This window comes from Tenacibaculum profundi (assembly GCF_057162725.1).
The window spans coordinates 3,629,806-3,643,503 of record NZ_CM169894.1; the positions used below are offsets into that span (position 1 = coordinate 3,629,806).

Sequence of the window (13,698 nt, forward strand, 5' to 3'; positions counted from 1 at the left end):
TATTAAAATGTTTTTACAAGGCAAACATTTCTAAATTGAAATGATGGTTTTATCAGGTTTGGATATTTTTTTTCTGCAATCAACACAAATGAGCTCCGTTTCTTCCCATTCAGCAAAACCCGCAATTATGACTATCGATGTATTATTGTGCTTACAACCTAATACTGAAGGTTTATCTTTTTGACTTATTATCATCGTTTATTTATCCATTCTTTTTTTATTTTTTCTTGCTAAGTCATAATTTCTACAGTTCAAATTGATTTTTACTTTATTACAGACTTTAATTATTCTTCATCTTCCGGGACTGGTCCATATTTTTTTAACATCTTTATGCATTCTTCGTCCCATTCTTCATGTGTATATGGTTTTTCTGAAGCCCCAAAAACGTTGATCAATATTATTGCTACTACTATTACTATTATTTTCATTATTTCTTTTTATTTGAAAATTGAAAGCACAACTTGTTAGCGATATGATTAAAATCTAAAAAGTTTACTTTATCATCTACGTACTCGGCATAAAAAAATGTTGGCACACAATTAGCCAATACATGAAAAAACTCCGGTAATGTTTCGCTTTCTTTCATTTCACTAAATGAAATATGATTATCGCTGTCCTCATCAAAACATCCCTCTTGTAGAGCTGCTATTATTTTTAATTGATATTGATAAATAACCTCTTGTTTTTCTGTTGAATTTTTACTCATTTTATTGTTTATTCAATTACTGTTTTAGTGATTCGTTTATTATCAGAAGAGCTTCTAAGTATTTTCTGTTATTCCCATACCACAAATGTTTTAAACCTTCGTAAAATTTAATAATGTGGTCGTGGGTTTTAAATACTTCTTTTGGTAAATGGTAGGTGTATTCTTGTTCATAGTTGAAATTTATTTCTTGTCCGCTTTTGTAGTAGTCTAAAAGACATTTTATTATGGTTCGTGATTTATCCGCACTACAAGGACTACCTTCTTTTTGTTCTATTATTCGGGCGTAATTGTGCTCTATGTAGTTTTGATTTTTAATGATGAAAACTACGTCTTCATTATTAGCGATTTTACTTTTTACGAACCCTCTTATGAATTGGTCAAATGGGTATAAAACGCCATGGAAAAATTCCTCGTGATCTTTAAAGTTGGTAATTTCACTTGACTCAATTATTGACTTGAATAAATTGATTTCTTTCTGTTCTATGCTACCAGCTATAGAATCTAAAAAATTTGTTAAGTCTCGTTTTTTCATTTCGTATCGTTTTTATTAAGTTATTTTATGGTTCGACATAGTTTGCTTCTAGAATATCATTGACATGCTTGATATCTTCTTCAGTCAAAAAGTTTTTGTCTTCCATTATAACATTTGCTATTGGCATGTGTCTTAGCCCCCTTGTCGTATCGTATGATTCGTAAACAATATTATCTTCAATCCAAAAAAAGTTGTGATTATTTCGTTTAGTTAAACTTCTCGTGTTATTCATTTTCAACAGTTTTTTTAATTCATTATAAACTTGCTAGATTTAGATTTACATCTATGATAATCTCCATTTATGTTTTCCTCTAAGTAGCTAAACTTAACAGGAAACCCCATAGATTTAAATTCTTCAGGGTTTTGACTCCAAAGCTTTTCTCCCGTATTTGTATCAATCAATGCATAATGACTTAATGCTCCATTATCGGTATATATTTCTATTATTTGTGGTTTTTTCATGATATAGATAAATTAGATTTAAAAGAGGTAGAGCGTTTACTATTCGATGTTGGTTTAGCTTCACTTACACAATTTCTTGCTTTTTGTTTTTGGTTTGCCTCACTTTCGTTATACTCTAGCCTTTCACATCGCGCGATTGCTTCTTGACTGTACCTCTATTATTGACACTCTCCTGCCTAAAGCGGGGAGGATTCTTGCACAACACACGTACTAATGCACCACGTTAGCGTACATTGGCTCTGCCCGAGCCAAAATATTTTTAAAAAGAATAACCTTCTTTTAAGTTCAAAGTTTACAGACAACCTCAGTTGTATTTTTAGACCCACTTATAAATCCACATATCTCATAATGTTTTAATAAGTTTTCATTTCTAAGACTAGAGTAGATATACTTTACACCTTTAGATTTTGCTATTTCTTTTATTGTGTTAATCAAGAATTCTATGGCATTTTTTCTTATTTCTTTATTTTTAACCTTATGGGTTGAAACAATAAACTCCATCATACCATATGCTTTTGCGTTTGTAAAATAGATGAAACCCGCACAAATATTTTCATCTCCGAAACTGACTATTAGCCCGTATTTTAAGTTGTCTAAAAGATCGATACTCGGTATAGGGAAACGGTGCCATTTCCACCATGATTTCAATTCTTCGTAATCTGTGATTTTTGTATTTCTTATTTCTAGTCCTAATTCCAAATCTATTCTTTTGAGATGCTAAACTAATACTTTTACACTTCATTTGTTTTCTTTTTGTATTCTTTTTATTTATTATAATTATATTTGTAATAAATCAGAATTATATGGCAGCAGTTACATCAGCAGTGCTAGGAGCAACATCAGCAGCGTATTCTATCTACGATGGAGAACAGCAAAAGGCAAAAGCAAAAGAGGCGATAGCTAATTTGGAAATACCTGAATTAAAAAATCCATATGAAGATGTTCGCATAAGCACAATGGGGAGTGATTTAATAATAGAAGAAGGTCAAAGAAGGACAGCTAATATTTTAAATTCACTTCAAGGTTCTGGGGCTAGGAACATGTTAAGTGCATTACCCAAAATAGTTTCAATGAATAATCAGATTAATCAAGAAGCAATGAGGGATATAGATTCTCAAATGATTAAGAGAGATTATGCGATTGCATCATATGAAGAAAAACGAAATAGATTTGAAGAAAATAGATATCAGAATGAACTTGCTGGTTATGGACAAATGTATGATGTAGGGCAACATTCGGTTTGGAATGGAATTAAGACAGGAATTTCTTCATTAGGTAGTATTGGAAGACAAATGAATTTTGGAGGAAACTCTTCAAATAATTTTGAAAGAGGAATGTTTGGAGGAATGGATAGTCATGAATTGAATTTTGAGTTACCAGCTCTTTCTTTTTAATTAAAAAGCATAAAATGAATACTGGACAAGGAGCTACTTGGCAAAGACTTTCTAAGCCTAACAATGATCTTTCAGATACTATCTTGGTTCAAGAGAAACTTAATGATCAAAAGAAAAAAGAAGATCAGGCAAGATTAGATTTAGAAAATAAAAAAAAAGAAAGGGCTTTAAATAAAAAAGCTTCGGAGCTTAAAGGAATCAATAGTGGAAAATCTACAAAATACTTACATTTTGAACATTCCTTAAATGATGCATTTAGAAAAGAAGGTGGCTTAATTGACAAGTATGCTGAAGCTCAGGAAACATTAGAATCAGACCCTGGTAATACCAATGCCATAGCTATTAAAACCAATATAGAACAGCAAGTACAAAGAATTGCGGGGATAAAGAATGCCATTTTAGGCTACAATAAAAAGTTAGCAGAAGGCATTGCAAGTGGAAAGATTAGTAAAAAACTAAATGAAGGTTATTTAACTAATATGGATCGCATTAATAATGGAGAAGTTGAATTTGAAATTGGCGATTATGGTAATGTTCGAATATTAAACAAAGGTAACGTTGATTTAGATGGCGATGGGTTACCAGATGAACTTTCATTAGAATCTCTTTCAGATATAAATAATTTCGGAGTTTGGGAGGCTGATTTCAATTTAAATAATTTTAACACAGAGCTTAAAAAACAATTTGCAGAAAAGCACACGAAGAATGATGATGGAACTTTTACAACAAAAGAAAAGTTAGGTTATAATTTATCTCATACAGAGGATGTTAAGAATAAGTATCGAGAAGTTTTAGGAACGGATGTTAATTCTCTAACTAATCAAGGAAAGTCTTTTTTATATCAAAAAGGATATACACCTAGACAGGTTCAAGAAAATCCTGAAATATACGAAGGTATTATAGGTGAATTGGAACAAGATTTTAGAAACCTTTATAAATCTAAAGACTTTGAAACAACAAATCATAGTGCAAAGAATGCTAGAAGTAAAAACTCTTTAGCTTGGACCAAGTACAATAAAAAAGATAAGCCTAGTAATAGTTTAAAAACGACAGTGGATGGCATTTTAGTTGGTGATGACACCTATTTAAAGTCTTTAGAAAATCAAAAACTAGAAGAGCAGGGAAGCGATGGTAAAGATGTTTATATAAGAGAAGTTGATTATTCAGACGGAAAAATTGTTTTAAGATTAAATGATCAAAACCTAAAAGTTATTGATACGGCTGACAAAAAAAGTGCGGTAGCTAAAATTTTAAAAATGATCAGACCTAATGACGATCCAGATAGCAGAGAAGAGGAGTATAGAAAAGGGGTTTCGGAGGTAGAATATAAAAAGAACGAGAAAAAAGGAATCACAAAATTAGAAATAAGCAATAAACTTGGGAAGACTTCAAAATCAGGTGAATTAACTAAGAAACTTGCAAAATTAGGAATTATAAATGTTAAAGACTTGGGGGGGTGGTTTAAAAATAACATTTCAATTAATGGTAAAAAATTTGAAAATGTAGATACCGAAGACGGAATGAATTCACTAAAAGAATATATAGAAAACCATTGGGAGGCACTTACTACTCAAAAAAAGGATGATGAAGAAAAAAAGGATGTTAAATCAAAACAACAAAGTTTTAATAAAACTCATCTTCCAGAAGGAGGTTTTTAAATAGTATTTATGACAGATAATATAGATCCGCCTAAAAGAGAAAAATTATATAAGTTTTTGTCGCAAAACAACCTAACAAAATCCTCTTTTAAAGAGTTTGAAGTAAAATACGGAACAAATAAAGAAGCGTCTAACAAACTTTTTATGTTTTTAAAAGACAACTCTTTAACTAATGGCAAAAATTTTAACTCTTTTCATGATGAGTATTTTGGAGATATTACTGAAAAATCAAAAACGCATTATTTAACTAAAAATGGAGCAGTCAATAAGCATGAATCCGAGCAAGAAAGGAACCATAGGTTAATGAAAGAGAATGTCCCTAGTTACAGTGAATCAATAGACAAGTACAAACAAGCGACTCAATTAACCTCTGAAGAAAAAAATATCATAAATGCAGAATTGCAAAAAGACATTGAGGGTAAAGGTATTTGGAATACTTTAAAGAATAAAGCAAAGAGTTTATGGAATGATATATTTGATGAGGAAGGTTTAAAAGCAGACATTAGTCCTTTAGCTCGATCTAAAGAAGAAGTTGTAAAGCATCTTAAAGATAGTAAACAATTAGAACAATATTCAGAGGAAGAGATAAACACGAAAGCTAAGGAATTAGAGCTTCTAAAAAGAGAAAGGTCAAAAGAGGAGAAGAAGAAACAGGATTATCTAGAAAATATTCCAGAAACAGAAAAAACATTGTTAGCTGTTTATCAAAACTTCGAAAGAAAAAGTTTTAATAGAGAGGATAAAAGGCTTTTAACAGAGCAAGAGTTATTACGAGGAAAACTAGAAGGAGTTGTCAATGATATAAAAAATATAGGAGAAAGAAAGAAGCATGAGGGGGATTCTCAACATATTAAAAGTGAGTTGGTAGAGAAGAACAAAGAATATCTTCAAACATTAAACGAGGTTAAAGATAACTTTGTTAAATATTCAGAGAACCGAGATCAAATCGGAAACGTAGATGATAATCTTGATTTATTTAAAAGAGATTATAGCTTTTTTAAAAATTTAACAGAAAATGTGCGGGCCACGACTGCTGATTTAATTGGGGGTGGTATTGCAGGTTTGGCTTATCTAAACGATATGAAAGAACTTGCTGGTACAGGAATTAATTCTTATGATCCTGTTTCGGAGACTTTATTAAAAGGAGCTAATTATTTTAAAGAAGACGCTGATAACATAAGAAAAGGAATCAAAAGACCTATGAGTGTTGAACAAATCAGTTCAATGGGAGACTTTGGAGATTGGTTCATGAATACTGTAATAGCTCAACAGTTACCAATTTTAGCGATTACTTCAACAGGAGTAGGAGGTGTAAGTTATATTGGTGCATCTAGTGTCGGTAGCAAGTATGCTGAAATGACGGAAGAGGGTGGATATGGAAATATTGAAAAAATGTTGGTTCCTTTCGCTTATGGTAGTGCGGAAGCGGTAGGTTCTTTAGTGGATTTATCAGTAATGAAGAACGCTGGAAGAATTATTAAGTCGGCTTCAGCAGTTGAACGAAAATCAATTGCTCAAGGAATGTTTAATAGGGCCAAAGAGTATGCAAAAGATTCTTTCAAGATGATTTCTGCTGAAATGACAGAGGAAGGAGGAACACAGTTTTTTCAAAATGTCTTAGATCGATATGCACTTGGAAAAAAAGAAGTTCATTTAAGTGATGGTTTAAAAGACGCAATAGCGTCAGCAGGTGTTTTAGGTGTTAGTTTATCAAGCGGAGCGCATGGAACTAAGTTACTCAAAGAGACAATAAAGCCTTTTTTAAATAAAGAGTCAAAATTAAATTCCATTATCAATGAAATTTCTGTTTTGGAGAAGGAGCTAAATGAATCGGATAATTTACCTGAAGAAATTAAAGAGAAGCTAAAAAGTAAAGTAGATCAAAAGAAAATCAGTCTGAAAGATAACTTCAAAGAGGTAAGTGAAACGGTATCTAATTTAACAGATAATAATTATAGTGAAATTCTGAAGAAAGAAACTAAAAAAGAACAATTAGTAGAAGAATCAGACAAAATAAAGGGCAATAAACAAATTTCTGAAAATGTTCAGAAGATTCTTTTAAAAGATGCAAAGGAAGATTTTCAAAGATTAGAGAATGAGCAAAAAGAAATTCTAAGTTCACCAATAACCGAGAAGAAATTAGATTCTGATTCGGTAAAGATTTCAAATAAAGCATCAACTATAAAACTTTCAGAGAAAGGGAAATCATATAATGTTGTTTTTAATGAAGAAGGTTTGTCTATAACTGGTGCTAATAATGAATCAATTAGTCAACCTACATATAGGAAAGTAAGAGATAAGTATGCCGAAGGATTTGATTTTACGATAGGAGAGACGGCGAATATAATTGAAAATGAGGATTATCATAAAAGCATAGCTCAAAGTTCATTCAATCCTGGAGAAATAGCGGAAAGCTTATTATCTATAAGAAATACAAGTTTTATTGAAAACAATATTGATTACAAACAAAGAATAATAGCTGAAAATATAGGGGTTATTAGTAGGGATCAATTCATTAAATTTGGCGATGAAAATTTAATAAATAAATCTCTAGCAAAATCTTACTTAAGGAAAGATGGTAAAGCAATTGATACTTTAAGTGAAGAGTTATCAGAGGACCACAATATAGAAATATCTTCACAAGATATTATTGACTTCATAGTTGATAACCCAAATGGTAAAGAAGAGGTTTATCGGAAATTAAAAAATGAGCATTTCAAACCACTTGAGAATAAGTTTAGTGAACTAACAGGTTTACCAGCTAATGACAAGTATTTGGAAATGGCAATTAACCAGAAGCTTAAAAAAGAGAATGATTCTCATTTAATTGATAATTTAAGCGACGAGGAAGTTTTAGCATTGGCTAATGAGTATTTAGATTTTAATAAAGATTATTATTATGACAAAGCAAACACACAGCAAAGGAATGATTCAGAAGTTGAAACTGGACTTACTTCAGAAACAAAAGAAGGACCCGAAACTGAAGGAGAAGTTAGAGTCTCTAAAGAGAACGGAGAAAAAGACAGAGGAGGAATAACACATACTCTTGAAACTTGGGATAAAAAGTTAAAAGAAATTGATGATTATCTAAAAAAAGCCGGGTCAGAAACTTTAGGTATGAATATGCCTGTGGTGGTAGCTAGAGGTATGATTCAGGCCATGAGATTAGCTGTTAAGACTGCAAAAACTGGATTCGATATTCTTGAGGCTGGACGTAAATATGTTACTTCTACTGATTGGTATAAAAACTTAAATAAAGAAGAACAAAGCAAGGTTCTTAATGTTTTAAAAGACGAGAGAAACGTCTTCAACAACTTAAACAAAGTTATTGATGATGTTGTTAAAAGAGAGAAGAAAAAATCAGACATACGAGCTGAAAAACTTAAAGATACTACTAGAAGATTAAGAAAAAAGCATGCTGACGTTCAGGGGTATAAAAAAGACCTTATCAAAAACATAAAAGAAAGGATCAATTCTGAGACAATATCTAATTTTACTAAAACAGATATTTCTTTGATTTTGAACAGAATGAATAAGGCTAATTCTTTTAAAAGAGTAGACGCTTTGGCTGAAAAGGTAGGCTACACTATTTCTTTGGCGGAATACAAAAACATCGATAAAAAAGTTTCTACCTTATTAAAATACCCCAAAAAGTTTACAAAATCTATTCAAGGAAAACAGAAAGCGGCTATTGTCGATAATGATACTCGAAAATTGTTTAATTATATACTTAGGAAGTTAGATGAAAGTGTGGATTCAAATTATAACCGAAGTATTGAACTAGATGAAAGAATTAATGATGGAGACATCTCCGATAAAATTCTAAACGAGAAAGTTGCAGTAGAGACAGTTTTAAAAATAAAAGAAGCTGAAAAACTTTTTAAGGATACCAAGAAGATAGAGAACAAGAAAAATAACAAAGAAAACTCTGAAGCGGTACAAATAGCAACCTATTTGAAAGAAACTGTATTTAATGATTTAGAAGCTTTACTTAACGAGGGAAAATATAAGTTAAAAGAATTGCTAATAGAAGAATCACAAAGATTAAAAGGCATAACAGATACTTTTACAGAAGCTACCAATCATAAATGGAATGATGTAAAAAGCAATAATAAAAAAGCTACGGAACTAGAAAAAAGAAAAACATCTATTCTTGGAAAAATTACAGGGAAAAGAAAAAATATAAATGCTTTCTTTACTCAACCGGTTACAAACTCTTTCGAGTATCTTTTAGGGTATTTTGATCAAGTTCATAATCATGGAGAAGGAGATATTTATAAATATTTTTATTCTGGTGAAAATGGAGTTGTTCAGCTAGATGCAAACTTTAAGAAAGATCAAAAGCAGATCAGAGAGGATGTTAGAGTTGCTTTTGAAAAGATTTTAGGAAAAAAGTTAAACTCTCTTATTCGAACTCATAAATATGACAAAACGATTAATGAAATTAAACAAACAGATATAAAATTAATTGTAGATGGAGAAAGGCAAAAAGTTTCGCAAGAACTCTCTATTGGTCAAGCTTTATACATACATCTCGTTTCAAAAATGGAAACCGGAAAGGATAAGCTAACCAAGCAAGGGTGGGATGAAATTGCTTTTGAAAATCTTAATAAATTTCTAGGAGAAAAATATGTTAAGTTGAGTGAGTTTATGACAGATTATTTGAAAGACAAGTATAAAAAGTACAATAAAACTTACAATGATCTTTTACGAACTGATTTGAATTTCGAGGAAGGTTATTTTCCTTTAAAGTATCGCGAGGAGGATTTAACAATTAAAGTTGATTTAGGAGGAAGTAATTTTACTTTACCCAACGTCTCAAATGGTCATTTAAAAAACAGAGTAAAAAATAAAATTGAAATTGATACCACTACGAATGCTTTTGATGTTTTTGATGGTTATCTAAAATCAATGGAAAGGTTTCATCATTATGGAAGGTTTACAAAAGACCTAAACGCGGTGTTATCAAATAAGAATGTAAGAAGAAATTTAAAAACCTTAGATGAGCAGTCTTTTAATGATTTCACTAAGTTAAGTAAAGCAGTTATAGGCGATGTTTCAGAGATAAGGTCCCATGTATGGGAAAATAAGATATATAAATTTAATTCAGCTATTGCAGCGGGGTATATCGGTTATAAAGGTTATACAGCATTGAAACAGTTTCTTTCAATGCCTGCCTATACAGAAAAAGCAAATGACGTTCATATTGGGCTTAATGGGCATCAAATTCGGCTACCTTTTGTTGGTAAAATTGCTTTTGGTTCTAAAATGCTTATAAGTTTGAACCCTGCTTCAGTATTAAAATCTTATAAATTCTTAAAGAAAAACTCGCAACATTTTAGTGATAGAATAAGTAGAGGGAGTATTGGTGATGAGTTTATAGATAATTTATTTTCTCAAAAATCTAATTCATTTTATCAAAAGACGTTGAAAAAAATAGCTCAATTAGGAATTACACCGAATAAGTTTATTGATGCAATAACAATTAGTACAGGAGGAAAAGTTTATTATGATCAACAACATAAAAAATATATTAAAAAAGGATTAAGTAAAAAGGAAGCGCATAAAAAAGCAATTAGAGATTTTGAGATTAGTTTTAAATTATCTCAACAGTCGTCTGATGCATCCGATTTGAGTATTATACAGCACGGAAAAGGAGTTTTAACAAGTTTGTTTGTTCCTTTTAAAAACTCACAATTTAGTTATTTTAGAAGAATTTCGGCAAATAGTAATAACATACTCAGACGGTATAAAAACTATAAAGAAGAGCAAATCAATAAAGGAATAAATAATTCAAAAGCCTCTCGAATAGCTTTTAAAAGGGTTTCAAAAGAAGGAGATACTTTCAAAGATTTAGAGAATGTATTACTCTATACTCATTTATTGCCGATGTTATGGCAGTATGTAGCTAGCGGTGTTCCTGGTGTTTTAACAGATTGGGATGATGATGACGTAGATGAGATTACAAGAGCAGGGTTACTTGGGTTATTTGATGGTGTTTTTATTCTAAGTGATGTTTTAAAATGGGGCTACAATAATGCTGTTTTAGATAAGAATTGGAATTATCAATCTTCAATTATTTTTTCTGAAATGGAAACGATATTTAATGATATAAAAAAAGAGTATAAAGATTCCGGAGAGTTTAATGAGAATGTGCTTTTTGAATTATTAAAAGGCTATTTAAAAACGAAATCTATAAATGCTGATACTTTTAAGAATATTTATGATGGTGTTGAAAATATGATTCTAGGTGGGGATTATAACCAAGAAAATTTAATGAAGTTTTTAAACGCACCAAAGGAACTAAAAGAGAATAGTAGTTTGAAAGATAACGAGATAAAAAAAATAGGATACAACTAGGAAGTTTATTTCAAAAAAATAAAACTCGGAATTGCTTTTTCCGAGTTTTATTTTTTTATTCATCGTTGTCTCTAAAGTGTGAAGAAGGTATAAATGTTCTTAAGTACTCCATTGATGCATTTGCATGAGGGATTGTTTTTTTTATCAAGGGTAAAATTTTTTCTTTTTTTATTTCCCCCGTTTTAGGAGAAAAATATTCTTGAGCGAAACATATAAAATTTTGAGCTCCTTGCATTCTCTTTCTCAATAAATGTAGGTCATCGTCTTTCATATTTTTTTTAAATTTTAAATGAAGTTATTTTCTTTTAATTAAAAATTCAGGATTTTGTATTTGTGCATTTTTAAAGGATCAGAGGCTTTGATTTCATTAATCCTTTTGTTAGCCTCTTTATCAGAGTTAAATTGTTGCGCAAATTCTATTTTAGTAGTTCTTGGTGGATTTCCTTGTGGCCACCCTGCAACAAAGCAAGTCTCGTCTATTTGAATAATACATCTCATACCTATAAAGTTAATTTTAATTATCTTATTTATCTCTTGTTTTCCATGGTATTCATGAATTTATAAAAAGCAGTTAAAAATGGTTTTTCATTAGCTGAAGAACTCCATCCTGCAAAACCTATGAAGTGATTTCCATTTTTGTCTGGTGTGTTAAAGGAAATAGCTTCACGGTCTTTAAAAAGCTGTTCCAGACTATTTTCAATTAAATAACCATTAACAGTTAAAAAACATTTTTTGAGAGTTCCGTCTTCGTTGAATTCAATATCTTTTTTTCTTACTTTTTGTAATGTCATTCTAAAGCCGTTATTGTTAAATTTAGCGAGTTCTATCTTCAATATTTTAATAAGGATTCCTATTTCTTTACTTCCTATATTTGAGTATGAAAATCCTTTATTCTTAAATGTTTTTCTAGCTAAATCTGTTTTTCTTAATTTTTTCATTTTATACTGTTAGTTTAAATTTGATTTTGTTGTTTGTTCTTTTTTTTGATACTCATGATTTTATTTTTTTCAATTCATCATTAAATACGAAAACGGCTCTCCCAGTATCCCATAAAATACTAACCGCATAAATTAATACAGTTATCAAAATTGTATTAACTGCGAAGTCTTTATCTTCATAAGATATTTTAGAATTATCTAAAATTAGCAGGCAAATAATACTTACCAGAATCAATATTGCCTGTTCTAAAAGTGAAATTTTCATTTCTTTTTTTGTGTTGGAAAAGTTTAATTTTGGGTATTTAATTAAAGTATTATGAATTTTTGATGCGATTAAAACTAACATGGTGGTATTAATAGTCAACATAGCTAATAAAATACCAATAACATTTTGCCGTAGATAATTAAATAAAAACTTAAAGCTCAACACTTCTGTAATCAATGAAATTATAATTGCTATGCATACATAAAATGATATATCTTTTATTAGCTTCATTTACTACAAGTTTAATTGCTGTTGTTCATTCTTTGTATCTTTGAAGAAGTCGAGAACATGGTTTAATGCTGTTTTTTCATCTTCGAAAAATTGAAAGTGATTTGATTGTTTGTTCACAACACCAAATTCTTCAAAAAAACTAAATATAATCACATCGTTAATTTTATGGAGATGATATTTTTCATGACTAATGAACTCTTTCGCAAAAACCTTTTTTTGCCTTCCATTCATGAGATTGAATATGCTTGAATTTTTTTCCATTATCTCAGTATTTTAATTATTGATTTTACCTTATCTATTTTTAAAAAATTATCATAGTCCCAATTATGGAGTACCACTAAGTCCGTTACTTCGTTAGAAGCATCATCATCTTTTTGACCTATTACCATCATCTCGTTAGGTGTACCTATACAGGAAATTGATAAGAATCTGCCTCTAGAAAAATTGTAATTAAGAGGATTTCCTATTGCAAAATGTGATAATTCTTTGAAACCTATTTCTTTTAATTCTTCTCTTGTTATCATGATTTCTACTGTTTGTTTTACATTTCGTAATGAAAAGTAAAATACTTTTCATTGGTTATTTTTATCCAAATTTGCCCTGCGAAGTCATCTCCAGTATAGCCACCATTTCTATATTGATTAACCCAAGCGACCTTGATTAATTCGTAATCGCTTTCATCTTGTTTATGTTTATCATTTGGAGAATCATTTGTTAAATTATATTGTGAAGTATTGTCGCATTCCTCTAAATATTCCTCTAACTCCTCAAAAAAAGATTGGCTAACCATTTCTTTAACCAGATTCAATACTTCTTGGTTTTTTTCGTAAATCTCGTTTTCAGCTTTCGCCCAAACATTCATATAATCTTCATGTGTTTCCATATCTAAAATTTTACTGTTTTTGATTGTTTTTACTTTGGTATCTTCCTGCTAAAAAACCGATTACCTTAAAAATCATTATTGTAAAAAATGTTGTTTTCATACTACAGATTTAAAAGCAATCAAAGTCTGGCAATTCGTTCAATTCAATCCGAGTAAAATATGATATTCCTACAAAATCAAATACATTTTCTTCTCCTTCAACTATACATCTTAGTTTATGCGGTAAGTACAGTGCTATTTCTTCTGTTTTCAGCGTTCTTTTCATTAGT

18 protein-coding genes are annotated in these 13,698 nt (G+C 30.2%); 3 read left to right on the plus strand and 15 right to left on the minus strand.

Translation table 11 applies throughout. The annotated features are described in order from the left end of the window. Positions 1-30 precede the first annotated feature (30 nt). The 7 genes from AC2GW8_RS14785 to AC2GW8_RS14815 all read right to left on the minus strand — a co-directional run bounded on the left by AC2GW8_RS14785 (position 31) and on the right by AC2GW8_RS14815 (position 2,399). The gene (locus AC2GW8_RS14785; protein ID WP_440880649.1) at positions 31-195 is read right to left on the minus strand and encodes a hypothetical protein; all 165 of its coding nucleotides are present in this window, start codon (positions 193-195) and stop codon (positions 31-33) included. A gap of 89 nt (positions 196-284) precedes the next feature. After that, positions 285-428, minus strand: coding sequence for a hypothetical protein (locus AC2GW8_RS14790; protein ID WP_440880650.1), 144 nt, complete (start codon positions 426-428; stop codon positions 285-287). Beyond that, a complete protein-coding gene (locus tag AC2GW8_RS14795; protein ID WP_440880651.1) occupies positions 428-706 on the minus strand; it encodes a hypothetical protein in 279 nt (92 codons plus the stop codon). The genes AC2GW8_RS14790 and AC2GW8_RS14795 overlap by 1 nt, the downstream gene beginning before the upstream one ends. Positions 707-722: 16 nt before the next feature. Continuing rightward, positions 723-1,238: a hypothetical protein gene (locus AC2GW8_RS14800; RefSeq protein WP_440880652.1), complete on the minus strand. Its 516-nt coding sequence runs from the start codon at positions 1,236-1,238 to the stop codon at positions 723-725. Positions 1,239-1,263: 25 nt separating this feature from the next. Then, positions 1,264-1,470, minus strand: coding sequence for a hypothetical protein (locus tag AC2GW8_RS14805; RefSeq protein WP_440880653.1), 207 nt, complete (start codon positions 1,468-1,470; stop codon positions 1,264-1,266). A 14-nt stretch (positions 1,471-1,484) separates the two neighbouring features. Further along, complete coding sequence (locus AC2GW8_RS14810; protein ID WP_440880654.1) at positions 1,485-1,700, minus strand: hypothetical protein; 216 nt, start codon at positions 1,698-1,700, stop codon at positions 1,485-1,487. Between the two features lie 285 nt (positions 1,701-1,985). Further along, entirely contained in the window at positions 1,986-2,399 is a 414-nt protein-coding gene (locus tag AC2GW8_RS14815; RefSeq protein WP_440880655.1) for a hypothetical protein, read from the minus strand. A 104-nt stretch (positions 2,400-2,503) separates the two neighbouring features. Between AC2GW8_RS14815 and AC2GW8_RS14820 the strand changes: the two genes are divergently transcribed. Genes AC2GW8_RS14820 through AC2GW8_RS14830 form a run of 3 tightly spaced genes read left to right on the plus strand, consistent with a single transcriptional unit; the run spans position 2,504 to position 11,112 of the window. Then, entirely contained in the window at positions 2,504-3,094 is a 591-nt protein-coding gene (locus tag AC2GW8_RS14820) for a hypothetical protein (RefSeq protein ID WP_440880656.1), read from the plus strand. Between the two features lie 14 nt (positions 3,095-3,108). Next, entirely contained in the window at positions 3,109-4,752 is a 1,644-nt protein-coding gene (locus tag AC2GW8_RS14825) for a hypothetical protein (RefSeq protein WP_440880657.1), read from the plus strand. A gap of 9 nt (positions 4,753-4,761) precedes the next feature. Further along, entirely contained in the window at positions 4,762-11,112 is a 6,351-nt protein-coding gene (locus tag AC2GW8_RS14830) for a rhoptry family protein (protein WP_440880658.1), read from the plus strand. Positions 11,113-11,167: 55 nt separating this feature from the next. Here AC2GW8_RS14830 and AC2GW8_RS14835 read toward each other — a convergent pair whose 3' ends face one another. The 8 genes from AC2GW8_RS14835 to AC2GW8_RS14870 form a co-directional block, all read right to left on the minus strand. After that, entirely contained in the window at positions 11,168-11,383 is a 216-nt protein-coding gene (locus AC2GW8_RS14835) for a hypothetical protein (RefSeq protein WP_440880659.1), read from the minus strand. Positions 11,384-11,421: 38 nt separating this feature from the next. Further along, complete coding sequence (locus AC2GW8_RS14840) at positions 11,422-11,610, minus strand: hypothetical protein (protein WP_440880660.1); 189 nt, start codon at positions 11,608-11,610, stop codon at positions 11,422-11,424. Between the two features lie 29 nt (positions 11,611-11,639). Continuing rightward, positions 11,640-12,050, minus strand: coding sequence for a hypothetical protein (locus AC2GW8_RS14845; protein WP_440880661.1), 411 nt, complete (start codon positions 12,048-12,050; stop codon positions 11,640-11,642). 52 nt (positions 12,051-12,102) lie between these two features. Further along, a complete protein-coding gene (locus AC2GW8_RS14850) occupies positions 12,103-12,546 on the minus strand; it encodes a hypothetical protein (protein WP_440880662.1) in 444 nt (147 codons plus the stop codon). Positions 12,547-12,549: 3 nt separating this feature from the next. Continuing rightward, positions 12,550-12,807: a hypothetical protein gene (locus AC2GW8_RS14855; protein ID WP_440880663.1), complete on the minus strand. Its 258-nt coding sequence runs from the start codon at positions 12,805-12,807 to the stop codon at positions 12,550-12,552. Beyond that, positions 12,807-13,070 (minus strand): hypothetical protein, encoded by a 264-nt coding sequence (locus AC2GW8_RS14860; RefSeq protein ID WP_440880664.1) that lies wholly within the window; start codon positions 13,068-13,070, stop codon positions 12,807-12,809. The genes AC2GW8_RS14855 and AC2GW8_RS14860 overlap by 1 nt, the downstream gene beginning before the upstream one ends. A 17-nt stretch (positions 13,071-13,087) precedes the next feature. Further along, the gene (locus AC2GW8_RS14865) at positions 13,088-13,429 is read right to left on the minus strand and encodes a hypothetical protein (protein WP_440880665.1); all 342 of its coding nucleotides are present in this window, start codon (positions 13,427-13,429) and stop codon (positions 13,088-13,090) included. A gap of 109 nt (positions 13,430-13,538) precedes the next feature. Next, entirely contained in the window at positions 13,539-13,694 is a 156-nt protein-coding gene (locus tag AC2GW8_RS14870; protein ID WP_440880666.1) for a hypothetical protein, read from the minus strand. Between the last annotated feature and the right edge of the window lie 4 nt (positions 13,695-13,698).

Bases quoted from the DNA above. Each gene is read 5' to 3' on its own strand.
- AC2GW8_RS14785 (WP_440880649.1), bottom strand. From the start codon at position 195: ATGATAATAAGTCAAAAAGATAAACCTTCAGTATTAGGTTGTAAGCAC.
- AC2GW8_RS14790 (WP_440880650.1), bottom strand. From the start codon at position 428: ATGAAAATAATAGTAATAGTAGTAGCAATAATATTGATCAACGTTTTT.
- AC2GW8_RS14795 (WP_440880651.1), bottom strand. From the start codon at position 706: ATGAGTAAAAATTCAACAGAAAAACAAGAGGTTATTTATCAATATCAA.
- AC2GW8_RS14800 (WP_440880652.1), bottom strand. From the start codon at position 1,238: ATGAAAAAACGAGACTTAACAAATTTTTTAGATTCTATAGCTGGTAGC.
- AC2GW8_RS14805 (WP_440880653.1), bottom strand. From the start codon at position 1,470: ATGAATAACACGAGAAGTTTAACTAAACGAAATAATCACAACTTTTTT.
- AC2GW8_RS14810 (WP_440880654.1), bottom strand. From the start codon at position 1,700: ATGAAAAAACCACAAATAATAGAAATATATACCGATAATGGAGCATTA.
- AC2GW8_RS14820 (WP_440880656.1), top strand. From the start codon at position 2,504: ATGGCAGCAGTTACATCAGCAGTGCTAGGAGCAACATCAGCAGCGTAT.
- AC2GW8_RS14825 (WP_440880657.1), top strand. From the start codon at position 3,109: ATGAATACTGGACAAGGAGCTACTTGGCAAAGACTTTCTAAGCCTAAC.
- AC2GW8_RS14830 (WP_440880658.1), top strand. From the start codon at position 4,762: ATGACAGATAATATAGATCCGCCTAAAAGAGAAAAATTATATAAGTTT.
- AC2GW8_RS14835 (WP_440880659.1), bottom strand. From the start codon at position 11,383: ATGAAAGACGATGACCTACATTTATTGAGAAAGAGAATGCAAGGAGCT.
- AC2GW8_RS14840 (WP_440880660.1), bottom strand. From the start codon at position 11,610: ATGAGATGTATTATTCAAATAGACGAGACTTGCTTTGTTGCAGGGTGG.
- AC2GW8_RS14845 (WP_440880661.1), bottom strand. From the start codon at position 12,050: ATGAAAAAATTAAGAAAAACAGATTTAGCTAGAAAAACATTTAAGAAT.
- AC2GW8_RS14850 (WP_440880662.1), bottom strand. From the start codon at position 12,546: ATGAAGCTAATAAAAGATATATCATTTTATGTATGCATAGCAATTATA.
- AC2GW8_RS14855 (WP_440880663.1), bottom strand. From the start codon at position 12,807: ATGGAAAAAAATTCAAGCATATTCAATCTCATGAATGGAAGGCAAAAA.
- AC2GW8_RS14860 (WP_440880664.1), bottom strand. From the start codon at position 13,070: ATGATAACAAGAGAAGAATTAAAAGAAATAGGTTTCAAAGAATTATCA.
- AC2GW8_RS14865 (WP_440880665.1), bottom strand. From the start codon at position 13,429: ATGGAAACACATGAAGATTATATGAATGTTTGGGCGAAAGCTGAAAAC.
- AC2GW8_RS14870 (WP_440880666.1), bottom strand. From the start codon at position 13,694: ATGAAAAGAACGCTGAAAACAGAAGAAATAGCACTGTACTTACCGCAT.